The organism is Actinophytocola xinjiangensis, from assembly GCF_001921215.1.
Lineage (GTDB): Bacteria > Actinomycetota > Actinomycetes > Mycobacteriales > Pseudonocardiaceae > Actinophytocola > Actinophytocola xinjiangensis.
Genome location: NZ_MSIF01000008.1, coordinates 140578 through 165916, shown reverse-complemented (window position 1 = coordinate 165916; position 25339 = coordinate 140578). Strand labels below are relative to the sequence as shown.

The following is a 25339-nucleotide window of genomic DNA, read 5'->3' as shown; positions in this document are numbered from 1 at the left end:
AGAACACGAGTGATCGCTCGCATTGGAAATTACGAGCGATTGCTCGCGTTTGTCAACTCGATCCTGAGAGGACCGGCATGTCTCCTCAGCCACGGCGCCAGGAACGCGGCCAGCGGCGCATGGCCCAACTGCTCGACGCCGCCGCCGAGGTCTTCGCCGACACCGGCTACGCCAAGGCGACCACCAACGCCGTCGCCACCCGCGCCGGCGTGTCACCCGGCACGCTCTACCAGTTCTTCCGCAACAAGGAGGCCCTGGCCGAGGGCCTCGCCGAGCGCTACCAACAGGCCCTGACCGACGCCCACCGCCGCGCCTTCGACAGCGGCCTCGCGTCCCTGCCGCTGCCCGACCTCGTCAGCCGGATGATCGGCCCCATGATCGAGGTGAACATCGCCAATCCCGGCTTCAAGGCCCTGTTCACCGCCACCGACATGCCCGAGCACCTCGGCGCCCCCGCCCGCCGCATGCACGCGGCCGTCGTGGACCGCATCGCCGAGGTGCTCACCGCCCGGTCCCCCGACCAACCCGCCACTGACCTGCGGCGCACGGCCGTGGTCGCCACCCAGATCTTCGGCTCCCTGCTCGGCACCATCGTCGCCGCCAAGCCCGCCGATCGTTCACAGTGGATCGCCGAGCTCGAACGCGCCCTGGTCGGCTACCTGTCGCCGGGCTGAGGCTCGCAGGAGCCGGTGATCGGGTTCTGGGAGCTGAACTGGCCGTCGACCCGGACCAGACACGGCTGACCGGTGTCGGTGATGCGCAGGACCATGATCGCCTTGTTGGCCGGGGCGCGGGGTTCGGCGGGATCGGAGTAGTCGAGGTCGCCGCTGACCCCGCTGACGCGGCCCTCACCCCGGATCTTGGACAGGCCGGGTTCGATACCTTGGGACCACAGGAACTCCGGGTCGCTGTTCAGGACGTTCGTCGCCGCCTGGCGGACCAGGGTGAGCGCGTCGAACGACAGCAGCGCGCGGCCGTCACGGTTCTCGTCGCACGCGTTGGTGAACAGGTCGTCGTAGTGGATGTAGAAGCTGCCCTGTTCCTTCATGGCCTCGCATTCCGAACCCCACAGCGCACTGCTGGCCAGGGCGATGTAGTCCAGGCGCAGGTTCGGGTAGTACCGGTTCGTTCCCTCCAGGACGAAACGGGACACGTCGTCGGTGGCCAGAATGCGCGGGTAACGGTTCTCGCAGCGGGATTTCATGCCGTTCAGGAACTGTCCGAAACGTTCCGCGCGGCCCGCGTACACGACGATCTCGTCGGGGTCCACGGCGGCGGTGCAGGCCTCTCTGCCCAGCTGGAAAACGCTTTCTCCGTCGTCGGTGTCGGTGGTGCGGTAAGCGGCATGGTCGGTGATCTCGACGGTGTCGTCCAGGTGGTCGCGGATGGCGGTGGCCAGTTCGGAGCTGTAGGTGTCGGCCGGGTCACCGGAGAAGTACACGCGGGCACTGCTGGCCCGCATGTCCCCGGTGGCGTACTCGGCGGCGAAGGCGGCCTGGCGCTTGTTGCTCACGCTCACCTGGTAGTAGAACGGCGAGGCCGTGAGCAACTCGTCGGCCGTGGTGGACGAGCCGATGGCGGGCAGGGCGGCCCGGCCGAGGTCGCGGACCGCCGCGATCGTCTCCTCGGTACTGATCCCGAGGCCGACGACGGCGTCGATGCGTTCCCGGTGGTGCGCCTGGATGATCTCGCGGGCGGCCTTGTCCGCGTGACGCATCCCGGCGCCCGCGTTGGCCAGCAGCAGCCGGATCGGCGTCTCGCTGCCCAGCGACTCCCGCTGGGCGATCGCCAGCCCCCGCAACTCCTCGCGGGTGGCCCGCACGCCCTGGTCGGTGCCCGGCGAGAGCATCGTGAGGTGCACGACGGTCAGGTGGTGCTCGGCGCGCAGCGCCTCCGCGTTGGCCTGCCTGATCCGCTCGATCGGATCGTCGAGATCCGGGGACACCAGCGGGGGACTGTCACCGACCAGGCCGACACACTGGTCGACGTCGCCGAGATCCTCCCGTGACATCTCGTCGCGTGGTTCGGGGGGAAACAGGCCGATCGGCGAGGACAGCGGCGGCCGGCAGAACTCGTAGTTCACCACCGGCACCGCGACCAGGGCCGCGAGCACCGCCAGCACGCTCGCGAACGACATCCACGGCACCCGGCCCGGCGGCCTGACCTTCCTGACCCTGTCCCGCTCGTTCTGCGGCGCTCGCTGCGCGGGGGCCTCGAAAGCCAGCAGCCACACGCGTTGCCGCCGCCCGGCGGCCGCGAGGTCCGCGCGCCAGTCCTCGTAGGCGGACTCCGGGCTGCCCGGTTCCTGGGCCTCCGGTTCCGGTCCGTCGCCGGCCAGTCGCCCGGCCACGACCACCAGCAGCGGGTCCCGCTTGACGGTGCCGCGCCGGGGCTGGCCGTTGCGCACGTCGGTGATCGCCCTGACCAGGGCGGCCGGCGCGGGTTCGCCCTCGCTGGGCAGCAGCAGGACCGGGTAGGTACGCCGCCGCCGGCCGCCGCCCAATGGCCGGGACCGACTGTAGGTGCGCCGCAGGTCCTGGAGGAACGCGTCGGCGAGCAGGGCGTCGATCTGCCGCTGGGACGGCACCTCGCCATCGATCCCGGCGCACCGCTTGGCCAGGGCGAACAGGGTGCCGCGCAACGGTTCCGCCTCACCGCGCACCGTGACCCGCCGGTGACTTCCGCCCCGGCGTTCGAACCATCGCTGCGGCCCGAACACGGTGTCGGCCAGGCGCAGAGCCGCGCGTGGCAGCAGGTGCGCCGGCAGCTGGATCCACCAGGGCAGCCCGCTGATGGTGTCCAGCGGCACCCGGATCATCGGGTCCGGCGACTCCCGGGCCTCCTGGTAGGCGAGCTCGTAGCGGGAATGGTGGTTGCGGATCTTCGCGATGACCTCGGCCTCGGACAGCGTCGAGGGCTTCTCCCGCCGCAGCGCCGCCAACCACGACGCCAGCGCGAAGTGCGGCGCCCGCTGCCCACGGCCCAACCACGTCCGCCGGGAGAACCGGGCCAGCGCCGCCGCCAGCAACTGCTCCACCCCGTCGTCACCGCTCCCGCCACCAGCCGCGACGACGACGCACTGGCGTGGTCCGCGTCGCCGCAGACGGGTCCAGTGGTCGGCCAGTGCCGACAGGTACTTCCGGGGGGCGCGGTGGCGCAGATAGACGATGGGCAGCAGTTTCTCGCGGGTGAATATCCACGGCCGCCGGTCGAGCGCGTAAAGCCAGGACAAAAACTCCGACGCCCCGTCGAACGCCAACTCACGATGATCTTCAGCCATGTAAGAAACCCCCATGAGACGGACCTCACATCATGCCATCCCGTGGCGAACCACCGGAACAAATTTCCCTTTCCGGAATGATCAAGAAGGAATTGTTTGACGTGGCGGCCACAATGGAGCGGTGACGCAGGAGCACGTGCACAACGTCGTCAACGGGCAGGTGTACGGCACGGTCGTGCAGGCCGGCACGATCCACCAGGTGGTGCTGCCCGACCCGGTGCCGGTGCCCCGGCAACTGCCCCCCGACCCGGCGCACTTCGTCGGCCGGGCGGCGGAGTTGGCGCTGCTGGACGACGCGGCGCCCGCCACGGTACTGATCACCGCGGCGGGTGGCAGCGGAAAGACCTGGCTCGCGGTGCGCTGGGCGCAGGGCGCGGCCGAACGCTTCCCCGACGGGCAGTTGTTCGTGGACCTGCGCGGTTTCAGCACCGACACCGGGCCGATGGACCCGGCGGTCGCGGTGCGCGGGTTCCTCGACGCGCTGGGCGTGGCCCCCGGACGGATCCCGGCCGCGCCGCACGCGCAGGCCGCGCTCTACCGCAGCCTGGTGGCCCAGCGGCGGATCCTGGTGGTCCTGGACAACGCCGCCAGCACCGAGCAGGTCGTGCCGCTGCTGCCCGGCGGCCGCGCGGCGACGGTGGTGGTCACCAGCCGCCGCACCCTCACCGCGCTGGTCAGCCGGCACGGCGCGACCCAGCTCCACCTCGACCACCTCACCGCCGAGGAGGCCCACGCCCTGCTGACGTCCAGGCTCGGGCCGGCGCGGGTCGCGGCGGAACCGGACGCGGTGGCCGAGCTGATCGGGTTCTGCGGTGGGTTCGCGCTGGCGCTCGGGCTGGTCGCCGCGCGGGGACGCCCCGCCGACACCGCCCGCGAACTGCGCGAACTGGGCCTGGACGGCCTCGACGACGAGGACCCGACCGCGAGCCTGCCGACGGTCCTGTCCTGGTCCTACCGCGCGCTGGGCGCCGAGCAGCGGACGATGTTCCTGCTCCTGGGTATCGCCCCCGGCCCCGACCTCGACCAGTACGCGGCGGCGAGCATCAGCGGCTGGCCGCCGCCGGTCGCCGGCCGGGTGTTACGTGAGCTGACAGCGGCGTCCCTGGCGCAGCGCGACACCCACGGCCGGTACCGGCTGCACGACCTGGTCCGCGCCTACGCCCTCGCCCAGGGGCCGGCGGCCCCCGAGCGGACGGCGGCCCTGCGCCGGGCTGTCGACTTCTACCTGCACACCGCGCGCGCCACCGACCACCTCCTGGAGCCCGGCGGCCACTCCCTGGACCTGGGTCGGCCGGCGCCGGGCGTCCACCTCCGGCCGCTCGCCGACGCCGACACCGCGCTGGCCTGGTTCGACACCGAACACCAGAACCTGCTTGCCGCCCAACGCATCGCGGTGGAGCAGGGGTGGCACGCCGACGTGTGGCGGCTGGCCTGGGGCCTGTACACGTTCCACCACCGGCGTGGGCACCGCCACGACGACCTGGCCGTGTGGCAGGCGGCGCTGGTCTCGGCTCCGCACCTGCCCGACCCGACCGCGCTCGCCAGGACCCACCGCTACCTCGGCCGCGCCCACACGGCACTGGACCGCCACGAGGAGGCGGTCCGCCACCTGGAACACGCCCTCGACCTGGCCGGGGACGACCGGACGGCCCAGGGGAACACCCACCAGATGCTCGCCTGGTCGTGGGGCCGGCAGGGCGAGGACCAGCGGGCCCTCGACCACGCGCGGCGGGCGCTGGCCGCCTTCCGCGGGCTCGACCAGCCGGTGTGGGAGGCCGAGGCCCTCAACGACGTCGGCTGGTTCGCCGCCAGGACCGGTGACCTCGACGCCGCGTTGACCCACTGCCAGGCAGCCCTCGACCTGCACCGCGCCCACCGCAACGCCGACGGGGAGGCCGCCACCCTCGACAGCCTCGGCCACGTCCACCACCGCGCGGGCCGACCTCGGCAGGCCGTCGACCACTACCGGCAGGCGCTGACCCGGTACCAGCAGGCCGGCAACGACTACCAGCGCGCCGACACCCTCGAAGCCCTGGGCGACACCCACGCCGAGGCGGGCGACCCCGACCAGGCGGCGGCCGCCTGGCGCGCGGCGGCCGAGCTGTACGAGTCGCAGGCCAGGGAGGCCGACCTCACCCGAGTGCGGACGCGGCTCGGCGACCGATAGGGAAGGATGGGCCGGTGTCACGATCACCGATCCAGGACGTTCCCGTCGACGACATGCCGATCCGGCTCGGTCAGTTCCTCAAGCTGGCCGGCCTCGCCGAGCACGGCGCCCACGCGCGCGAACTCGTCGAGACCGAGCAGGTGCTGGTGAACGACGAGATCGAGGTCCGCCGGGGAGCCCAGCTGCGGCCGGGGGACGTGGTCACGGTCGAGGGGCAGCGGGCCCGCCCCGTGGTGTCCTCAGCCGACTGAGCTCTCCTCGCGGCGGGCGGCGGCCTCGTGCAGGGCCCGCAGTTCCCGCAGCTCGGCCAGGACGGCGGCCAGGGTGGGCTCGTCGTCCTCGGGTTGCGGTGCGGTGCGCCGGGACGTCTGCGCCTCCATCGCGCTGACGGCGACCGCGATGAACAGGTTGAGCACGGTGAACGTGGTCACCACGATGTAGGTGACGAAGAAGATCCACGCCAGCGGCTGTTTGCTCATCACCGTGCGCGCGACCTCCGACCACGCCTCGCCGGTCATCACCTGGAACAGCGTGAACAGCGAGTCGCCGAGGTCGCCGAAGTACTCGGGGGACAGGCCGCTGAACAGCTTGGTCGCCATCACCGCCGACACGTAGAGCACCAGCAGCAGCAGCGCCGCGATCGACGCCATCCCCGGCAGCGCGCCGAGCAGGGCCGACACCACGCGCCGCATGCTGGGCACGATCGAGATCAGCCGCAGGGCCCGCAGGATCCGCAGCGCGCGCAGCACCGAGAACGCCCCCGACGTGGGCAGCAGCGCGATCCCGACGATCACCGTGTCGAACCAGTTCCACGGGTCGGTGAAGAACCGCCAGCCGTGCGCGTAGATCCGGGCCACCAGCTCGACCACGAAGACCACCAGCACCGCGCGGTCCACCGCGTGCAGCACCGGCCCGTACTCGGCCACCAGGGACGGCGACGTCTCAGCGCCGAGGGTGATCGCGTTGAGCACGATCACGCCCATGATCACCTGCTGGAACACCGGCGCGTCGACGATCTCCCGCAACCGCACCCGCACACTCACCAGTACCGCTCCCCACAACGATGTCCTGTCAAGATCAAATCTAGCGGGTGGGGTTGACCTGGAGCGCGCTCCGGGTCGCAGACTCGGCGGATGCGAACCACCGAACTCGGCCAGCTGACGGTCAGCCGTCTCTGTCTCGGCGCCATGCACATGGGCGGGGACACCCCGACCGACGAGGCGTACCGGATCCTCGACCGGTTCCGCGACGCCGGCGGCACGTTCATCGACACCGCGGACGTCTACGGCGACGGAACCTCCGAGCGCGTCCTCGCCCCGTGGCTGGCCCGGCACCGCGACGACGTCGTGATCGCCACCAAGGTCCGTTGGCGGACGAGCGACCCGGCCGGCGAAGGCCTGTCACCGGACCGGATCCGCGCCGCCTGCGACGCCAGCCTGCGACGCCTCGGCGTCGACACCATCGACCTGTACCAGGTGCACGGGCCCGACCCGACGACACCGATCGAGGACACCCTGGCCGCCCTCGACGGACTGGTGCGCGCCGGCAAGGTCCGCGCGCTCGGCGCGTCGAACTTCCCGGCGTGGCTGCTGGCCTGGTCGGTCGCCACCCAGGACCGCGAGGGCTGGGCACCGTTCGTCAGCCTGCAACCCCAGTACTCCCTGGTGGAACGGTCCGCCGAACTGGAGTTGCTGCCGTTCTGCCGCGCCGCCGGCCTCGGGGTACTGCCCTGGGGCCCGCTGGGCGCCGGCTTCCTCACCGGCCGCTACCGCCGCGACACGATGCCCGACGGCCGAATCACCCGCGCCCCCGCGTCCCTGGAGGAGGCCGCCCACCGCCGCGCGACCGAACGCAACTTCCGCGTCGTCGACGAGCTCACCGCGCTCGCCGCCACCCTCGACCGCCCGGTGCCCCAACTCGCCCTGGCCTGGCTGCTCGGCGAACCGGGCGTGACGGCCCCGATCATCGGCCCCCGCACCCTCACCCAACTCGACGACCTCCTCCCCGCCCCCGACATCGACCTCGACGACCAACACCGTGCCCGGCTCGCGGAACCGGCGCCACCGCCGGAGGTCTCCCCACACCGGATGCTGCGCGAGCAGATGTCGCTGCCGGACATCCCCGCCCTGAGCCGCCGCTGACGTCCCGTTCGGTCGGGATCTGGTGAAGGTCGTTTCCGCGCAGTACCCTGGCGGATCGGCGTGGCACGTTTCGGAGGCGTTGGTGTGCATGGTGATCGCGTGGGGTCCGGGGGTGGCTGGTGACCGCCGATCGTGTCGTTGTCGAGCTTGATGGGGACGAGGCGTTGGTCCTGTTCGACTGGATCAGTCGGATCAACCGGCGTGGGGCTGCGGAGTTCGAGGACCAGGCCGAACAGCGTGTGCTGTGGGACATCGAGTGTTCTCTTGAGAAATCGCTGGTCGAACCGTTCGGTGAGGATTACCCCGCTCTGCTCGCGGCGGCACGGGATCGGGTTCGGGATGTCGTCGAGTAGTGGGTGCTGGTCCGGATGGCGGTGACTCAGCAACTCGTTCGTATCCCTGCCGAGCGGCTTGCCGTGTGTCGCCGGTCGGTGGAGGCCGTGGACGAGGTCTGTTCCTTCCTGGCTGTCTCTGACGAGGATCAGCTCGATCTGAACTGGTGGCCGAGTGTTCTGAAACGTGTGTGGGAGTTGGCCGGGGTCGAGGCGCGGACCCTGGCGTTGTTGCGGCGCGCCGTCGACGGGGATGACGAAGTCAATCCCGCTTATCGGGACTGTCCGGACACCATCTGGCAACATCCGGTGACCGCGCTGGAACCGTCGCCGGTCGGCGAGGTTGCCGACGCGTTGCGTGCCGTGACGTCCCAGGACATCCGCGCGGTTGTGCCGCCGGATCCGGGCGAGGTCGAGGCCGAGCTGGCCAGGGTCGCCCGGTGGGTTGATGGGGATCTGGCCGGACCGCTGATCATCCAGCACGCCCTCCTGCGGGACTTCTACGAGGAGGCGGCACAGCGTCACCTGGCCGTCGTGCTGTGGTGGGACTGAGCCGGCGCCCCCGTCCTCCCGCGGGCCGGCTCGACGCGGCCGCCGGCGACCTGGCTGACCGCGTGGTGGGCCGCTCGGCCATGACACCGAGTTCGTGGCCCGGTTGGACCGTTCGGTGAAAGGTATCTGGGATCGGTCGAACCGGATTCGATCCGAGCCGATGACGAACGTCATTAGTTCAGGTGCGCGCTACGACCAATGAGTGATTGTTCCATCGGGAAATGTCGGTGGGCTTGCTGGATCGTCGCGGCGAAATCTAGGCTTGCCTGACGGGCCTGGTGAATCGAACAGGGCTCGGAAATCATTTCCTTCATTCAGTTCCGCGACCTCGGTGGGGTGTCATGACGGGCGAAAACGATCGGCAGGAGTTGGCGACCATTCCGAGAAATGTGCTGATCATCTATGCGGTGAGTCAGGCGAAGGCGAGTACCACGCTCACCTTCAGTGGCCACAACCTGGGAAACAACTCGGATTTCGGGCCGGTGACCAAGGCGATCTTCGTGCCGGACGGTGGCACCGCCCAGTACCAGGCCGACGCCGCCCCGGGGGCGGCGGTCTGGGCGCCACCGCCGTCCTTCCCTCCAAGGTGGACGGTGACGCGCTGACCTGGCTGGAGGACGACGACGGCAACCGCAGCTGCACGCTGCACGGCACGTTCACCGCCCCGAACTGAGGCCGAACGGGTCACGGCCACCGGCGCTGATTCACTCGGTGTCCGCCCGAACACGGGCCGGTCGCGTGGCGGGGAACGCGCGACCCGGTCCGCGAGTACTCGCGTCGCGAACGGGTAACCGTCGGGCTCGACTGTTTCCGATGAGGGAGGTGTGTGGTGAAGGCCGTCGTGTTCAACGGCGCGTTCGACGTTGCCGTGCGGGAGGTTCCCCGGCCCCGGCTGGAGAAGCCGTCGGACGCGGTGATCCGGGTGACCACCGCGAACATCTGCGGGTCGGACCTGCACCCGTACGAGGGCCGCGCCCCGCTGGACGAGGGGATGGTGCTCGGCCACGAGAACATGGGCGTGGTCGAGGAGACCGGCGACGCGGTCGAACGGATCGCCGTCGGCGACCGCGTCTCGGTGCCGTTCAACATCGCCTGTGGCACGTGTCGCAACTGCGATGCCGGCTGGACGAACGCGTGCCTGCGCGCGAACCCGTCCGGGCGGCCGACCGCGGGCTACGGCTACCCGATGATGGGCCCCTACTGGGGAGGGCAGGCCGACCACCTGCGGGTGCCGTGGGCGGACTTCAATCTGCTGACCCTCCCGCCGGGCACCGACCACGAGGCCGACTTCGCGATGCTGTCGGACATCTTCCCGACCGGGTTCCACGGCGCCGAGTTGGCGGGCGTCGGCGCGGGTGACACGGTCGCGGTGTTCGGCGCCGGCCCCGTGGGTCTGATGGCGGCGCACAGCGCGATGATCCGGGGCGCGGCGCGCGTGTTCGTGGTGGACAAGGAACCTGACCGGCTCGCGCTGGCCCGGCGGTACGGCGCCACCCCGGTCGACTTCTCGACGGCCGACCCCACCGAGGTGATCATGGACGCCACCGGCGGGTTCGGTGTGGACCGCGGTATCGAGGCCGTCGGGTACCAGGCGCACGACCACACCGGCCAGGAACACCCGGAAATGGTGCTGGACAAGCTCATCGAGGTCGTCCGCTCGACCGGACGGATCGGTGTGGTGGGTGTCTACAACCCGGAGGATCCCGGCGCGGCGACCGAGGGCGCCAAGAAGGGCCGGATCGGGTTCGACTACGGCTCGGTGTTCGACAAGAACATCGCGATGGGCCACGGTCAGTGCCCGGTGAAGCGGTACAACCGCCAGCTGCGGGACATGATCATGCACGACCGCGCCAACCCTGGAATGATCGTGTCCCACGAGCTGCCGCTCGACGAGGCGCCGCGCGCCTACGACCAGTTCGACAAGCGTGTCGACGGATGGACCAAGGTCCTGCTCCACCCCGCGGCCTGACCGGGTTGAGCCGGTCGCCCTCGGGTAACCGGCGGGCATGGTCAGTATCGGATACTTCCTGTCCTGTGAGGAGTTCGGCCCGCGGGAGCTGGTCGGCCAGGCCCGGCTGGCGGCCGACGCCGGGTTCGAGCGGCTGTGGATCTCGGACCACTTCCACCCGTGGCTGGACGCCCAGGGCCAGAGTCCGTTCGTGTGGTCGGTGATCGGCGCGCTGTCCGAGGCCGTCGACCTGCCGGTCACCACGGCGGTGACCTGCCCGACGGTGCGGATCCACCCCGCGGTGCTGGCGCAGGCCTCGGCGACCGCCGCGGTGCAGACCGGCGGCCGGTTCACCCTGGGCGTCGGCTCGGGTGAGGCGCTCAACGAGCACATCCTCGGCGACGCCTGGCCCGAGGCCGACGTGCGGCTGGAGATGCTGGCCGAAGCGGTCGAGGTGATCCGCCTGCTGCACTCCGGCGGCCGGCACAGCCACCGGGGCCGGCACTACACCGTCGAGAACGCCCGCGTCTACACGCTGCCGGACCAACCACCGCCGATCGCGGTGTCCGCGTTCGGTCCGAAGGCCGCCGAGGTGGCCGCCCGCATCGGTGACGGGTTCGTGAGCGTGAACCCGGACGCCGAGCTGCTCGCCCGGTACCGGGAGGCGGGCGGTACGGGACCGGCCCAGGGCGGGTTCAAGGTCTGCCACGCGCCGACCGAGGAACAGGGCCGCGCGATCGCCCACCGGACCTGGCCCAACGAGGGCCTTCCCGGCGAGCTGGCGCAGGTACTGCCCGAGCCCGAACACTTCGCGCAGGCCAGCACCCTGGTCACCCGGGACATGCTGACCCAGCCGGTCGGACCGGACCCCCGCCCGTACGTCGACGCGGTGCGCGCGTTCACCGACGCCGGGTTCGACCAGGTGCACGTGGCGCAGATCGGCCCGCACCAGGAGGAGTTCTTCCGCTTCTGGCAGAACGAGGTCGCCCCGCGACTGTGACCAGGCGACGACGCCGGCCCGGTGCCGGGCCGGCGTCGTCGCCTGAAGCTCACCCGGTGAGGCGGCGGGACAGGATCTCCTTGCCCTGCTCCGCACCCTTGCGGCTCTCGCCCTGTGCGCGGCGGAAGAAGTCGGCGAGCTCGGTGTCGCCGTCGCGGTCGGCGTCCTCGATGTAGGTCTCCAGGCGCAGCGCGTTGCTCAGGCACGCCTCGGTGAACCAGAGGATGTTGTAGACCTTGTCCTTCGTTCCGGTGACGTGACCGGCTTCGGTCGTCGTCATCGTTCCTCCCATCCGATCTCGGTTGTGGTGCGCCTCCTTCGGCTACCACGCCACCGGGTGACGAAACGTGCGGCGCAGGCGGACACTGGTGTTGTCCAGGGTCGCCGGCAGGGGCTGCGGTGGGTGGAGGCCGTGGTCGCCGAGCAGCGTGATGTCGTGGCCGTCGAGGACGGTCGCGATCGCGGTGCTGGTCGCGTGCAGCACGACGTTGCGGCCAGGGCACTGGCCGGCGCCCGCGCTGAACGGGACGAGCGCCGGGTGGGCGGCGGCGGTGCCGTCCAGCCACGTCTCGGGGGCGAACCGGTCGGCCCACGGCAGGGCGACCGGGTCGCGGTGGAACAACGGGGTGTGCAGGAACGTGGTGGTCCCGGGCGGTCCCCACCCGGTGTCCCGGACGCTCTCGCGCAGCAGCGCGGGCGTGGTCGGCCACAGCCGGATCGTGTCGAGCACGCACGCGCGCGTGTAGTGCTGCCCCTCGGCGCGGGCCGTGTCGAGGTGGCGTGGGTGTCGGGCCAGGAGGGCGAGGGTGCGGACGGTGACCATGCCGGCGGCGTCGAAGGCGAACAGCCAGTGCGGGGCCTGGCCGGCCGGGTCCACGCCGTCGCCGTGGGCGGTGGCCAGACGGTCCGACGGCGACCGGAGGTGTTCGGCCAGCGCGGCGTCGAACCGGGCACGGTCCCGGCGCCGGAGCGGATGGAGGTAGGCCCAGTTGCCCGCCGCGCGCAGCCTGCCGAGCAGGTCGGTCAGTTCGTCGTCGTCGCGGGCCTGGTCGCCGAGCACGATCCGGCGCACCGCGCGCCACCAGACCCGGGCGAAGCTGTCCCAGTCGATCTCGGCCGGGAGCGTGCCGATCTCCTCGCGTACGACGGCCGCGATCCGGCCGGCCTGCGAGTGGAGTTCACGTTCCGGTTCGAGCGCCGCCTCGGTGAACGCGCGCCGCCGGTCGCGGTCGCGGCCGGTGGAGATCAGCACGCCGTGCGGCTGGAAGTGCCGCAGCGCGGCGCGTTTCTCGGTCGTGGCCGGGGTGAACGGGTCCGGGGTGCCCGCCAGCACCCGTCCGGCGTCCACTTCGGACAGCGGAAGGACGAGGGAGCGGCCCGGCACCCGGACGGCGACCGGCGCGCCGCCGTGGCGCTCGCGCAGGCGGGTCAGCGTGGCGATGGCCCGGCGGTCAAGGCCCCACCGTTCGGTCAGCCACATCAGCCGGGGTCGCCGCCTGATGACCCCGGCGGCCAGTGTGGGCACCACCACCGACGTCAACACCCGCACCGAGTCCAGGGCGCCGAGGGTGGTCACCGGCAGGTGGGGTTTCTCCGGCTGGGCGACCGGGAGGTCGGGGACCGGGCGCAGCGTCATCGTCTCCTCCTGCTAGGCGGGCACGGCGTCGGTGTCGCGCTCCCACGCGCGGTGCCGGGCGAGCTCGGCGACGAAGGCGGTGGCCAGGTCGTCGCCGATCCGGCCGGCTTCGGCCAGGGTCGTGACCACGCCCCGGTCGGTGGTCACGTCCGGACCACCGGCCAACCGGACGTTCCCGAGTGGCGCGGCGCGCAGCACCTCGACACCGGAGCCGAACGCGGCCAGCGGCTTGGCGTGCTTGTAGGCCTCGGCGACGAAGTGCACGGCGTAGCCGTCACGCACCAGGTCCGTCGTGCCGGACGGGACGATCACCGCGTCGTAGAGGACCGAGGACATCGTGTTCATGGCGCGGTCCACCGGCAGGTCGCCCTCGGCCGTGCGGACCGTGCCGTCGGCCGGGGCCAGCGTCTCGACGACCGCGCCCCGCTCCCGCAACGCGGACGCGACCGTGGCCAGGCCCGCGCCGTCGACGCCGTCGGTGACGAGCACCGCGACCCGCCGCGTGGCGACCGAGTCCGAGCGGACGGGCAGCTGGCTCAGCGCGGGCGAGCGGCGGTCGCGCGGCGGGGCGGCGGTCGCGGCGGGCACCGGTACACCGACGCCGGTGGCGACCCGTTCGGCCAGGTCGTGGGCGACGCGGTTGAGATGCCCGACGACCCCGGCGCGGATGTCCCGTTCCGCCACCTTGCCCAGCTCGAACCGGAACGCGGCGACGATGTGCTCACGTTCCACATCGGACATGCTGTGCCAGAACAACGCTGCCTGACCGTAGTGGTCGCGGAAGCTCTCGGCGCGCTCCCGGACCGCCGCGCCGTCGACCTTCTCCTGGTAGTGCGCGAACACGCCGTCGGCCAGGTCGCCGCCGACCACCGGGCAGCCGCCGGACAGGGTGTTGCGGTGGTAGGCGGCGCGTCCGGTGTGGATGGTCTGCTGGTGGTAGCCGTCGCGCTGGTTGGTGGTCACCGGTGCCACCGGCCGGTTGACCGGCAGCTGCGCGAAGTTCGGCCCGCCGAGCCGGATCAGCTGGGTGTCCAGGTAGGAGAAGTTGCGTGCCTGGAGCAGCGGGTCGTTGGTGAAGTCGATGCCGGGCACCACGTTCGCCGTGTGGAACGCGACCTGCTCGGTCTCGGCGAAGAAGTTGTCCGGGTTGCGGTCGAGCACCATCCGGCCGACGGGCCGCACCGGCACGAGCTCCTCCGGGACGAGCTTGGTGGCGTCCAGCAGGTCGAAGTCGAACGCGAACTCGTCGGACTCCGGGATCAGCTGAACCCCCAGCTCCCACTCCGGGTACTGCCCGGCCTCGATCGCGTCCCACAGGTCGCGGCGGTTGAAGTCGGGGTCCTTGCCGGCGATCTTCTGCGTCTCGTCCCACACCAGCGAGTGCGTGCCCAGCCGAGGGGTCCAGTGGAACTTCACGAACGTGCCCCGGCCGTCCCCGGCGACCAGCCGGAAGGTGTGCACGCCGAAGCCCTGCATCATCCGGTAGCTGCGTGGCAGCGCGCGGTCGGACATCAGCCACAGCATCATGTGCAGCGTCTCGGGTTGCAGCGCCACGAAGTCCCACAGCGTGTCGTGCGCGGACGCCGCCTGCGGGATCTCGTTGTGCGGCTCGGGTTTCACCGCGTGCACGAAGTCGGGGAACTTGATGCCGTCCTGGATGAAGAACACCGGCATGTTGTTGCCGACCAGGTCGTAGTTTCCCTGGCCGGTGTAGAACTTGGTGGCGAACCCGCGCACGTCCCTGACCGTGTCGGCCGACCCGCGCGACCCGGCGACGGTGGAGAACCGCACGAACACCGGCGTCTCGACCGCGGGATCGGTCAGGAAACGCGCGCAGGTGAACTCGGCCAGCGCGTCGTCGTAGGGGGCGAACGTGCCGTACGCGCCGGCGCCGCGCGCGTGCACGACACGTTCGGGGATCCGCTCGTGGTCGAAGTGGGTGATCTTCTCCCGGGCGTGGAAGTCCTCCAGCAGCGTCGGCCCCCGCACCCCCGCCGAGAGCGAGTCGTCGGTGTGGTCGACCCGCACCCCCTGCTGGGTCGTCAGCGGCGACAGGTCCGGCCCACTGCGGTGACCGGCGAGCTGCTCGTCCTTGCGGTCGGTCATGACCTGTCGCGTACCCGAACGGGACGACGGGAAACCGGCCACCGGATTGCGCCGGTGTCGTGCGGGTAGGTCCCTGTCATGGCCACATCACTGAAGGCACTGGCACTGACCTGCACGCTCAAGTCCTCGCCCGAGGCGTCGAGCAGCGACCTGATCGCCCGTCAGGTGCTCGACGAGCTGCGGACACAGGACGTGACCGGCGAACTCGTGCGGGTCGTCGACTTCGACGTCCCGCCCGGGATCGCGACCGACCTGGGCCAGGGAGACCAGTGGCCGACCATCCGCGAGCGCGTCCTGGACGCCGACATCCTGCTGCTGGCCGTGCCGACCTGGCTGGGGCACCCGTCGAGCATCGCGCAGCGGGTGCTGGAGCGGCTCAACGCCGAGGAGCACCCGTCGGTGTACGGCAAGGTCGGTGTGGTCGCCGTCGTGGGCAACGAGGACGGCGCGCACAAGATCATCGCGGATTGCTTCCAGGCGCTCAACGACATCGGTTTCACCGTGCCCGCCGGTGGCGGCACCTACTGGAACAACGAGGCGATGAACCCCAAGGACTACCTGGACCTCGACAGCACTCCCGACGCGGTCGCCGCCACCACCAGGACCCTGGCCGCCAACGCCGCGCACCTCGCCCGCCTGCTGCGCGGGTCCGGCTACCCGACCTGACGCCGCCCAGTGCCGGCGTCAGCGGGTGTCGGCCGGGTCGGGGGCGTCGGTGAGGGTGCGCAGTGCTCGTTCGACCGCGACCAGGGCGGCGGCGTGGGTGCTCCAGTCCTTCGGGGGGTCGAGGTCGGGCGACGGGACGATCCTGGCCATCGCGGCGCGACGGTCGCGGGCGTGGGCCAAGGCCGCGGTGAGCGCGTCGCGGTCGAGGCGGTGGCTGTGCGGGTCGCGGTAGGCGCGGACGGCCTCGGCGAGCGTGTCGACGGGGTCGGCCAGGCGCGCGTCGAACGTGGTGCCGGTCGCGGGCAGAGTACTGGCGGGTTCGGCCGACGCGGCCAGGGTCTCGGTGAGCTGCTGGGTGTGCCGCACCAGTGCCCGCAGCACCGACAGCCTGCGGTCCTCGACCGACGGGTGCGCCAGACCGGTCCGGCGGCGGCGGCGCGAGTTCAGCCGCAGGCTCTCGTGCCCGTGGCCGATCTCGTTCTCGGCGTGCCGGGCCGCCACCTCCAGCTGGCACGCCGACCGGCGCCACCCGCGGGCGTCGTCCTCGGCCCAGCCGCCCCGCAGGCCGGCGGCCGCCGCGGTGAGCAGGTTCGCGAGGTCGGCGCTGAGCGCGGCGACCGCCCGGCCACCGGCACGCAGCCGCAGCGGCGGCGCGACCAGCGCGTTCACCGCGATCCCGACGACCGCGCCGAACACCGCCTCACCGACCCGCAGCGCCAGGTAGGACACGTCGTCGGCGGTGCCGAAGGTGACCATCAGCAGCGCCACCACCCCGACCCAGATGCCGTCCGGACCGAGCCGTCGCCACGAGCCGAGCATCATGCCGGCGAACACCGCGACTCCCAGCTCGGCCGGCGGCCACGGGATCACCAGCACCGCCACGAACGCCACCAGCACGCCCAGCACCACCGTGGTGACCTGGCGGGCGGCGTCGAGCAGCGACCGGTACACGGTCCCGGCGACCATGAACACCGCCGCGTACGCGGCGATGAACGACTGCGTGTCGTCGAACAGCCGGGCGACCGACCACGCCACCACCGCGGCGACGGCCATCTTCGCCGCCGGAACCAGGCTCGGAACCAGGCGCGGGACCAGGCGCGGGACCGACCACGCGACCGTGCCGCGGATCGTCCCTGCCGTGCCCATGACGACGGCGTACCCGACCTGAGGCCGAGTATCCGCCGGCGAGCGGGTCCCGTCGGGGGAGCGCACAGTGGAGGGATGGATCGCATCGCTGATCTCTGGGGTCCACGCACCCCGCACGCGAAGGGCACCGTGTGGCCGGCCAGGGTGGACCAGTACCTGGCCGACGGTCTGGCCGAGGACCAGGTCGACCGGTGGGTCCAGAGCGCCTGTCTGTTGTGCAGCAACGGCTGCGGCTGCGAGATCGCGGTGCGGGACGGGCGCATGGTCGGCATCCGGGGACGCGCGGGCGACGTGGTCAACCACGGCCGGCTGGGGCCGAAAGGGCTGTACGGCAGCACACCGTGGGCGTCCTCGCCCGACCGGCTCACCCACCCGCTGGTGCGGGAGGCGGGGCGGCTGGTGGAGACCGACTGGGACACCGCCATGGCCAGGATCGTCGAGGTCTCCAGGCGCCTGCTGGCCGACAAGGGCCCGCTGACCCACGGGTTCTACACCACCGGGCAGCTGTTCATCGAGGAGTACTACACCCTCGGCGTCATCGGCAAGGCCGGCCTCGGCACCCCGCACATGGACGGCAACACCCGGCTGTGCACGGCGACCAGCGCGGCGGCGTTCAAGGAGTCCTTCGGCGCCGACGGGCAGCCCGGCTCCTACACCGACATCGAGCACTGCGACGCGATCTTCCTGTACGGCCACAACATGGCCGAGACCCAGACCGTGCTGTGGTCACGAATCCTGGACCGCACCCGCGCCGCCGACCCGCCGTTGATCGTGTGCGTCGACCCGAGGCGCACCCCGGTCGCGCGGGAGGCGGAGCGCACGGGCGGGGTCCACCTCGCTCCCCGCGTCGGCACGAACCTCGCCCTGATGAACGGCCTGACCAGGGAGCTGTTCGTCAACGGGTGGGTCGACGAGCCGTGGGTGCGCGCGCACACCGTCGGCGCGGCGGACCTGCGGTCCATTGTGGAGCCGTACACGCCCAGGGAGGTGGCGCGGGTGTGTGACGTGGACGCCGGGGAACTGAGCCGGGCGGCGCGGATCTTCGGAGAGAGCCGCGACGTGCTGTCCACGGTCCTGCAGGGCTTCTACCAGTCGCACCAGGCGACGGCCTCGGCGGTCGCCGTGCACAACCTGCACCTGCTGCGCGGCCTGATCGGCCGGCCCGGCTCGGGGATCCTGCAGATGAACGGCCAGCCGACCGCGCAGAACAACCGCGAGTGCGGCGCCGACGGCGACCTGCCCGGCTTTCGCAACTGGGACAACCCGAACCACGTGCGGGAGCTGGCCGAGCTGTGGAACGTCGACCCGCTGACCATCCCGCACTGGTCACCGCCGACCCACGCCATGCAGATCCTCAGCTACGCCGAGGAGGGCAGTATCGGGCTGTTGTGGATCAGCGCGACCAACCCGGCGGTGTCGATGCCCGAGTCCGCGCGGGTCCGCCGCGTCCTGGCCGGCGACCAGTGTTTCGTGATCGTGCAGGACCTGTTCCTCACCGAGACCGCCCAGCTGGCCGACGTGGTGCTGCCGGCCGCCGGGTGGGGCGAGAAGACCGGGACGTTCACCAACGTCAACCGCACCGTGCACCTGTCGGAGAAGGCGGTCGATCCGCCCGGCGAGGCCAGGAGCGACCTGGAGATCTTCCTGATGTACGCCGACGCGATGGACTTCCGTGACCGCGACGGCGCCCCGCTGATCCGGTGGCGCCACCCCGAGGAGGCGTTCGACGCGTGGCGGGAGGCGAGCCGGGGACGGCCGGTCGACTACACCGGCCTGACCTACGAGAAGCTGCGCGGCCCCACCGGCATCCCGTGGCCGGTCAACGACCAGGCCCCGGAGGGCACCGACCGGCTCTACACCGACGCGGTGTTCCCCACCGACACCGACCGGTGCGAGACCTACGGCCACGACCTGCTCACCGGGGCGACGGTCACCGAACAGGAGCACCGGGCGCTGCGCCCGGCCGGGCGGGCGTTGCTGAAGGGCGCGCGCCACACACCGCCGCACGAGACCCCCAGCGAGGACTACCCGCTGCTGTACACGACCGGCCGGACGGTCTACCAGTGGCACACGCGGACCAAGACCGGTCGCGCGCGCACCCTGAACGACGCCGCGCCCGACGCCTGGGTCGAGCTGTCGGTCGCCGACGCCGCCCGCCTGGAGATCACCGAGGGCGACGTCGTCCGGGTCGAGTCACCGCGCGGCGCGATCCAGGTCAGGGCGCGGGTGGGGCAGGTGCGGGAGGGCGCGGTGTTCGCCCCGTTCCACTACGGCGCCTGGGATCCCGCCGGCCTCGACGTCGACGCGTCCCCGTCCCGTCAGGCCAACGAGCTGACCATGACGGTGTGGGACCCGGTGTCCAAACAGCCCTACTTCAAGACCGCCGCCTGCCGGGTGACCAAGATCCGCGCCGGCGCCGGCCCCGCGCCGGCCCCCACCACCGCGGCCTCCGCCCCCGCGACCGACGGGGTGCCGCCCACGGCGGGCGGCCCGCCGACGACCACCCGCCGCGTGGACACCCCGCACTACCCGAACGACCCGGGGGCCCGCTGATGCACCTCGTCACCTACATCGGGCTGGCCCACCACAGCGAACAGACCCTCGCCGAGTCCCTCCGCGTCATCGGCGACGGCCACGCCAGCCAACCCGACGTGCTCCACACCTGCCACACCCTGGCCGGGTTCAGCGACGGTCACCTCGCCCGCCTCGCCCCGATCGTCGCCCGCTACGGCGAACAGGGCCACGGCGAGGTCGAGGAGCCGGAACGCCTGCACGCCGCCGGCCTCGCCCAGGTCCGCTCCGGTCCGGTGGGGCTGCTGCGGGACCTGCAGGACCTGCACGTCCTGGCCACCCTCGTCCTGACCACCTGGACGGTGATCAACCAGGCCGCCCAGGGCCTGCGCGACCACGAACTGCTCACCCTCGCCGGCGAGGCCGGCGGGGAGACGAGCCGTCAGCTGTCCTGGCTCAACACCCGCATGAAGACGGCCGCGCCACAGGCCCTCATCGTCGCGACGTAGGGCCGCGACCACTGGCCGACGGTCACGGTGCCGGCAGGGAGTTGACGTACTGGTGGGCCTCGTGGGCGAGGGTGCGCCAGAGGGTGAGGGTGGCGTCGCGGTCGGGTCGGGTGGGGAGTTCGATCCACTCCCGCATCGTTCGGGTGCCCATGGTCACCCGCTGGGCCGTGCCGGCGGTGACGAGTTCGTGGGCGCGGTCGGCCGGGAGCTTGAGGATGAGTTCGCCGCCGTGGCCGAGGAACGCGAAGATCCTGCCGCCGACGCGCAGGCCGGGGCTGCGGAACATCGTTCCCAGCGTGACGTCGTGGGGGAAGTCCTCGGCGAGGCGGTCGAGCAGGTCGGCGTTGGGTGGCTCAGGCACCGGTCCTCCTGGGGAGTACGCGTTCGAGGGCGGTGACCGAGCCGATGACGGTCAGGCCCATGGTCATCGCGGTGGGCAGGGGCATGGCGCCGGTGAACAGGGCGACGAACACCTGTGGGGGGCCGGTGATCGTGACGTCGGGCCGGTAGTCGGTCGAGCAGGGGAGGACGTCGACCCGGCCGTGGGCGGCGATGATGTCGCAGCCGTCGGTGAGGTCGCCCAGGCGCACGACGCTCGACGGCGCCTGCGGGGTGTGGTCCGTGCACAGGTGACGCAACGGCAACGCGAACCAGTGCACGCGGAACGCGTCGCCCTGCGCGGGGGCGGCCATCAGGGGAGCGCCCCAGCGGGTCAGTTCCCGGACGACGCCGGTCAGGTCGCGGCCTCGGGCGGTGAGGCCGATGAGCGTGGCGGCGACCGGCGGCGGCTGCTCGTGGCGGATGACCAGACCGGCGGTCTCCAGGTCACGCAGGCGGTCGGCCAGCAGGTTGCTGGCGATGCCCGGCAGTCCCCGGCGCAGGTCGGAGAAGCGGCAGGGGCCCTGGGTGAGCAGTTCGCGGACGATCAGCAGCACCCAGCGGTCGCCCACCACGTCGAGGGTGCGGGCCAGCGAGCAGTACTGGGCGTAGGAGCGCACGTTCACAGGCTAAACAAGGTGGTTGAGAAACTCAACCAGGAGGTTGATTTTCTCAACCATGTGGAAGTTAGCGTTCACAACCAGTGTTGACCGCGTCACGGGCGAAGTGGTTTCATGGCTTCGGGTAATGGGTCCGCTTGGCCGCTTCAGTGTGGCGAAGTGTTGAACGTCTGCGGCACCGAGGTCAGCTGGGTGAATGCTGTCCTTGATCGAATTGTTAGCGCTAACATCGAGCGGAAGGACGCGACCGTTGACCATCAACCGGAGGATGTTCACCCGAGGTGCCGTGGCCGGCGCGGCGGTCCTGATGAGCGGCGCCGGCCGAACGGCCCTCGCCCAGCCGACGGCCGCCGCCAACACCGCCTACCTCATGACCTACTTCACCGAGTCCCCGAACATGGTGGGCGCCAACTACGGCCTGCACCTCGCCGTCAGCCGGGACGGTCTCAACTGGACACCGTTGAACCAGAACAACCCGGTCGCCACCCCGACGGCGGGCGAACTCGGCCTGCGCGACCCGTTCATCCTGCGCAGGCAGGACGGCACCTTCGTCGTCGTGGCCACCGACCTCAACGGCACCGACTTCCAGCGGGTCAGCCAGTACCTGCACGTGTGGGACTCGCAGAACCTCACGAGCTTCACCGGCTACCGCCGTATCCGCATGCACACCTGGGCCAACACCCACACCTGGGCGCCGACCGTGTTCTGGGACGCCGCGCGCGGGCAGTACGGCATCGTCTACTCCGCCAACCAGGGCGGCGACGTCCTCATGGTCAACTACACCAGCGACTTCCGCACGGTGAGCACCCCGCAGGTGTTCTTCAGCCCCGGGTTCGGCGTGCTGGACGGCGACATCGTGGTCGACGGCGCCACCACCTACCTGTACTACAAGAACCTCGCCAACGGGAACCTCTACGGCGCCCGGTCGACCACCGGTGCGCCGAACAGCTTCACCACCTACACCGGCGGCCTGCGGCAGGGCAACGCGATCGAGGCCCCGCTGCTGCACCGCACCAACGAGGGCGGCTGGCGGCTGTGGGGCGACTCGTTCAGCCCGGTCAACAACGACTACTACGCCTGGTCCACCACCAGCATCACCTCCGGCTCCTGGCCGGTGCTCAACCAGCGCGACTACACCCCGCCGCTCAACGCCAAACACGGCTCGATGATCGGCATCACCGACGCCGAGTACTCCGGCGCCGTGGCCCGCTGGGGCCTGCCGAACTGGGTGCGTCTCAAATTGTCCAACTTCCCGGACCGGTTCGTGCGGCACGCCAACAACATCGTGCGGACCGACCCGTACCCGTTCGACTCCTACCAGGACCAGCTCTGGCGCCTGGTCCCCGGCCTGGCCGACTCCGCCGGGGTGTCCTTCCAGTCGGTGAACTACCCCGACCGGTACCTGCGACACTTCGACTACGCGGCCCGCCTGGACCAGAACGACAACAGCGCGACCTTCCGCGCGGACGCCACCTTCCACCGGGTCGCCGGCCTGGCCGACTCCGCGTGGTCCTCGTTCCGCTCGTACAACTTCCCCGACCGCCACCTGCGGCACGCCAACGACCTGGTCCGCGTCGACCCGATCAGCACGGCGACCGACCGGCAGGACGCGACCTTCCGGGTCACGCCGTGACCGGGCACCGGCCGATCAGGCCCTTCAGCCGCCGGGACCTGTTGCGCGCCACGGGAATCGCCGCCGCCGCGACCGTCCTGCCCACCGGGGTGGCCGCCGCGTCGGCCGGGCGCGCCGAGATCGGCGACCTGGCCGCCGCGTTCGACCTCGGCGAGGTGCGCCTGACGGCGGGCCGGTGGCTGGACAACCAGAACCGGACGCTGTCCTACCTGCGGTTCGTCGACGTGAACCGACTGCTGTACAACTTCCGCGCCAACCACCGGCTGTCCACCAACGGCGCGGCGCCGCTGGGGGGCTGGGAGGCCCCGGACTTCCCGTTCCGCACGCACAGCCAGGGCCACTTCCTCACCGCCTGGTCCCAGGCCTACGCCACGCTGGGCGACACGACCTGCCGGGACCGGGCGACCCTGATGGTCGCCGAGCTCGCGAAGTGCCAGGCGAACAACGCCGCCGCCGGGTTCGCCGCCGGCTACCTGTCCGGCTTCCCGGAGTCCGACTTCGACGCGCTGGAGGCCGGCTCGCCCCGGTCGGTGTCGTGGTACGCGGTGCACAAGACGGTGGCCGGGCTGCTGGACGTGTGGCGCCTGGTCGGCAGTACGCAGGCCCGCGACGTGCTGCTCAACCTCGCCGACTGGGTCGACCGGCGCACCGGCCGGCTGTCCTACGACACGATGCAGCGCGTGCTCGGCACGGAGTTCGGCGGCATGAACGCCGTGCTCACCGACCTGTACCAGCAGACGGGCGACGCGCGCTGGCTCACCTCGGCGCGGCGGTTCGACCACGCGGCCGTGTTCGATCCGCTGGCCGCGCGGCAGGACCGCCTGAGCGGGCTGCACGCCAACACCCAGGTCCCCAAGTGGGTGGGCGCGGCCCGCGAGTACAAGGCGACCGGCACCACCCGCTACCGCGACATCGCCGTCAACGCCTGGGACATCACGGTCGACGCGCACACCTACGTCATCGGCGGCAACAGCCAGGCCGAGCACTTCCGGGCCCCGGACGCCATCGCCGCCCACCTCGCCCGGGACACCGCCGAGGCGTGCAACACCTACAACATGCTCAAGCTGACCCGCGAACTGTGGCTGCTGGACCCGACACGGGTCGCCTACGTCGACTTCTACGAGCGGGCGCTGCTCAACCACCTCATCGGCCAGCAGAACCCGGCCGACGCCCACGGGCACATCTGCTACTTCACCGGGCTCAACCCCGGCCACCGCCGGGGCACCGAGGGGCCGGCGTGGGGCGGCGGCACGTGGAGCACCGACTACGGCACGTTCTGGTGCTGTCAGGGCACCGGCATCGAGACGAACACCAAGCTCGCCGACTCCGTCTACTTCCGCGACGGCACGACCCTGTTCGTGAACCTGTTCACGCCGTCGGTGCTGACCTGGTCCGAGCGCGGGATCACCGTCACCCAGACGACGACGTACCCGGTGTCGGACACGGTCACGCTGAGCGTCACCGGCAGCGCCGGCGGGTCGTGGACCATGCGGATCCGCGTGCCCGGCTGGACGACCGGTGCCACGGTGAGTGTCAACGGCGTCGTCCAGGACATCGCGACCACCCCCGGCACCTACGCCGCCGTGACCAGGTCGTGGGCGTCGGGCGACACGGTGACCGTCCGGCTGCCGATGCGGGTGGTCGCCGAGCCGGCCAACGACAACCCGGGCGTCGGCGCCCTCACCTACGGCCCGGTCGTCCTGGCCGGCAACTACGGGAACGCCACCCCCGCCGCACCGCCCGCCCTGGATGTTGCCAGCGTGACCCGCACCAGTCCGTCATCGCTGGCGTTCACCGCGACCGCCGACGGGTCCCCGGTGAACCTCGGCCCGTTCCACGACGCCCACGGCTTCAACTACACCGTCTACTGGACCATCGGGGGCGGGGCGGCCCACCGGCTGGTCAACGCCGCCAGCGGCCTGGTCCTGGGGGTGCGCGACATGTCCACGGCCGACGGCGCGTCCGCCGTGCAGTGGAACGACACCGGCACACCCGACCACGGCTGGACGCTGATCCCCGACGGCAACGCCGTGCGGCTGCGCAACCTCCACAGCGGCAAGGTCCTCGGCGTGGAGAACATGTCCACCGCCGACAACGCGCGCGTGCTGCAGTGGAGCGACAACGGCACCGCCGACCACCGCTGGACGGTCGTCGACCACGGCGACGGCACCCACACGCTGCGCAACGCCAACAGCGGCAAGCCGTTGGGCATCGAGGGCAACTCCACCCAGGCGGGCGCCCAGGCCGTCCAGGCCCCCGACGACGGCAGCGCCGACAACCGCTGGCGGTTCGTCCCGGTCGGCGCCCGCCGTCTGCGGAACCGGGCCAGCGGTCTGGTCGTCGGCGTGCTGGACATGGCCACCGCCGACGGCGCCCCGGTCATCACCTGGGACGACAACGGCACCGCCGACCACCTGTGGACGGCGATCCCGGACACCGACGGCCACGTCCGCCTCCGTAACTCCCACAGCGGCAAGGTCCTCGGCGTCGAGAACGCCGCGAACGCCGACGGCGCCCGCGCTCTCCAGTGGACCGACAACGGCACGGCCGACCACCGCTGGCGGCTGCGGTACTCGGGCTCGGGCCACTTCCGGCTCCAGTGCGGCAACGGCGGCCGCGTCCTGGGGGTCGAGGGTGGTTCGACGGCCAGGGGCGCGCGCCTGGTCCTCTGGCAGGACACCGGCGCCGCCGACCAGCAGTGGCGCTTCCTGTGA

Annotated in this window: 22 protein-coding genes; 14 read left to right on the top strand and 8 right to left on the bottom strand. The window is 71.5% G+C overall.

Annotated features, from left to right (window positions below):
- Positions 1 to 77: 77 nt before the first annotated feature.
- Positions 78 to 674 (top strand): TetR/AcrR family transcriptional regulator, encoded by a 597-nt coding sequence (locus BLA60_RS18305; protein ID WP_075134125.1) that lies wholly within the window; start codon positions 78 to 80, stop codon positions 672 to 674.
- On the opposite strand, the gene BLA60_RS18300 is transcribed toward BLA60_RS18305, so the two are convergent.
- The gene (locus tag BLA60_RS18300; RefSeq protein ID WP_154814433.1) at positions 656 to 3280 is read right to left on the bottom strand and encodes a type 1 periplasmic-binding domain-containing protein; all 2625 of its coding nucleotides are present in this window, start codon (positions 3278 to 3280) and stop codon (positions 656 to 658) included. The genes BLA60_RS18305 and BLA60_RS18300 overlap by 19 nt on opposite strands.
- Positions 3281 to 3401: 121 nt before the next feature.
- Between BLA60_RS18300 and BLA60_RS18295 the strand changes: the two genes are divergently transcribed.
- Complete coding sequence (locus BLA60_RS18295) at positions 3402 to 5447, top strand: ATP-binding protein (RefSeq protein WP_075134123.1); 2046 nt, start codon at positions 3402 to 3404, stop codon at positions 5445 to 5447.
- Between the two features lie 53 nt (positions 5448 to 5500).
- On the top strand, positions 5501 to 5698 hold the full coding sequence (locus BLA60_RS18290; protein WP_075134245.1) for an RNA-binding S4 domain-containing protein: 198 nt from the start codon (positions 5501 to 5503) through the stop codon (positions 5696 to 5698).
- Here the strand turns inward: BLA60_RS18290 and BLA60_RS18285 are convergent.
- Positions 5687 to 6490: an ion transporter gene (locus tag BLA60_RS18285; RefSeq protein ID WP_075134122.1), complete on the bottom strand. Its 804-nt coding sequence runs from the start codon at positions 6488 to 6490 to the stop codon at positions 5687 to 5689. The two genes, BLA60_RS18290 and BLA60_RS18285, sit on opposite strands and share 12 nt — an antisense overlap.
- A 90-nt stretch (positions 6491 to 6580) precedes the next feature.
- Here BLA60_RS18285 and BLA60_RS18280 point away from each other — a divergent pair, with 90 nt between their 5' ends.
- The 6 genes from BLA60_RS18280 (at position 6581) to BLA60_RS18255 (ending at position 11420) form a co-directional block, all read left to right on the top strand.
- Entirely contained in the window at positions 6581 to 7588 is a 1008-nt protein-coding gene (locus BLA60_RS18280) for an aldo/keto reductase (protein WP_075134121.1), read from the top strand.
- A 119-nt stretch (positions 7589 to 7707) separates the two neighbouring features.
- On the top strand, positions 7708 to 7941 hold the full coding sequence (locus BLA60_RS18275) for a hypothetical protein (RefSeq protein ID WP_075134120.1): 234 nt from the start codon (positions 7708 to 7710) through the stop codon (positions 7939 to 7941).
- Between the two features lie 3 nt (positions 7942 to 7944).
- Positions 7945 to 8472, top strand: a complete 528-nt coding sequence (locus tag BLA60_RS18270) for a hypothetical protein (protein ID WP_075134119.1) — start codon at positions 7945 to 7947, stop codon at positions 8470 to 8472.
- Between the two features lie 341 nt (positions 8473 to 8813).
- Positions 8814 to 9077 (top strand): hypothetical protein, encoded by a 264-nt coding sequence (locus tag BLA60_RS18265; protein ID WP_154814432.1) that lies wholly within the window; start codon positions 8814 to 8816, stop codon positions 9075 to 9077.
- A 224-nt stretch (positions 9078 to 9301) separates the two neighbouring features.
- Positions 9302 to 10441, top strand: a complete 1140-nt coding sequence (locus BLA60_RS18260) for a glutathione-independent formaldehyde dehydrogenase (protein ID WP_075134244.1) — start codon at positions 9302 to 9304, stop codon at positions 10439 to 10441.
- 37 nt (positions 10442 to 10478) lie between these two features.
- Positions 10479 to 11420: a TIGR03557 family F420-dependent LLM class oxidoreductase gene (locus BLA60_RS18255; protein WP_075134117.1), complete on the top strand. Its 942-nt coding sequence runs from the start codon at positions 10479 to 10481 to the stop codon at positions 11418 to 11420.
- 49 nt (positions 11421 to 11469) lie between these two features.
- Here BLA60_RS18255 and BLA60_RS18250 read toward each other — a convergent pair whose 3' ends face one another.
- Genes BLA60_RS18250 through BLA60_RS18240 form a run of 3 tightly spaced genes read right to left on the bottom strand, consistent with a single transcriptional unit; the run spans position 11470 to position 15162 of the window.
- A complete protein-coding gene (locus BLA60_RS18250) occupies positions 11470 to 11700 on the bottom strand; it encodes a hypothetical protein (RefSeq protein WP_075134116.1) in 231 nt (76 codons plus the stop codon).
- A 42-nt stretch (positions 11701 to 11742) separates the two neighbouring features.
- A complete protein-coding gene (locus BLA60_RS18245; RefSeq protein WP_084735058.1) occupies positions 11743 to 13056 on the bottom strand; it encodes a cytochrome P450 in 1314 nt (437 codons plus the stop codon).
- A 12-nt stretch (positions 13057 to 13068) separates the two neighbouring features.
- Positions 13069 to 15162 carry a catalase gene (locus tag BLA60_RS18240; RefSeq protein WP_075134115.1) on the bottom strand — a complete coding sequence of 698 codons (2094 nt, stop codon included), beginning with the start codon at positions 15160 to 15162 and terminating at the stop codon, positions 13069 to 13071.
- A 78-nt stretch (positions 15163 to 15240) separates the two neighbouring features.
- Between BLA60_RS18240 and BLA60_RS18235 the strand changes: the two genes are divergently transcribed.
- Positions 15241 to 15828 carry a flavodoxin family protein gene (locus BLA60_RS18235; protein ID WP_075134114.1) on the top strand — a complete coding sequence of 196 codons (588 nt, stop codon included), beginning with the start codon at positions 15241 to 15243 and terminating at the stop codon, positions 15826 to 15828.
- A gap of 18 nt (positions 15829 to 15846) precedes the next feature.
- Here BLA60_RS18235 and BLA60_RS18230 read toward each other — a convergent pair whose 3' ends face one another.
- On the bottom strand, positions 15847 to 16974 hold the full coding sequence (locus tag BLA60_RS18230; protein WP_084735057.1) for an aromatic acid exporter family protein: 1128 nt from the start codon (positions 16972 to 16974) through the stop codon (positions 15847 to 15849).
- Between the two features lie 75 nt (positions 16975 to 17049).
- Between BLA60_RS18230 and BLA60_RS18225 the strand changes: the two genes are divergently transcribed.
- A complete protein-coding gene (locus BLA60_RS18225; protein ID WP_075134113.1) occupies positions 17050 to 19527 on the top strand; it encodes a molybdopterin oxidoreductase family protein in 2478 nt (825 codons plus the stop codon).
- On the top strand, positions 19527 to 19994 hold the full coding sequence (locus BLA60_RS18220) for a hypothetical protein (RefSeq protein ID WP_075134112.1): 468 nt from the start codon (positions 19527 to 19529) through the stop codon (positions 19992 to 19994). The genes BLA60_RS18225 and BLA60_RS18220 overlap by 1 nt, the downstream gene beginning before the upstream one ends.
- 22 nt (positions 19995 to 20016) lie before the next feature.
- Here BLA60_RS18220 and BLA60_RS18215 read toward each other — a convergent pair whose 3' ends face one another.
- Together BLA60_RS18215 and BLA60_RS18210 are read right to left on the bottom strand one after the other, a co-directional pair.
- Entirely contained in the window at positions 20017 to 20355 is a 339-nt protein-coding gene (locus BLA60_RS18215; protein ID WP_075134111.1) for an MmcQ/YjbR family DNA-binding protein, read from the bottom strand.
- A complete protein-coding gene (locus tag BLA60_RS18210; RefSeq protein ID WP_075134241.1) occupies positions 20348 to 20992 on the bottom strand; it encodes a winged helix-turn-helix transcriptional regulator in 645 nt (214 codons plus the stop codon). The genes BLA60_RS18215 and BLA60_RS18210 overlap by 8 nt, the downstream gene beginning before the upstream one ends.
- 250 nt (positions 20993 to 21242) lie before the next feature.
- Here BLA60_RS18210 and BLA60_RS18205 point away from each other — a divergent pair, with 250 nt between their 5' ends.
- Together BLA60_RS18205 and BLA60_RS18200 are read left to right on the top strand one after the other, a co-directional pair.
- Positions 21243 to 22625, top strand: a complete 1383-nt coding sequence (locus BLA60_RS18205) for a glycoside hydrolase family 43 protein (RefSeq protein ID WP_075134110.1) — start codon at positions 21243 to 21245, stop codon at positions 22623 to 22625.
- The gene (locus BLA60_RS18200; RefSeq protein ID WP_170108400.1) at positions 22622 to 25339 is read left to right on the top strand and encodes a beta-L-arabinofuranosidase domain-containing protein; all 2718 of its coding nucleotides are present in this window, start codon (positions 22622 to 22624) and stop codon (positions 25337 to 25339) included. Before BLA60_RS18205 ends, BLA60_RS18200 begins: the two co-directional genes overlap by 4 nt.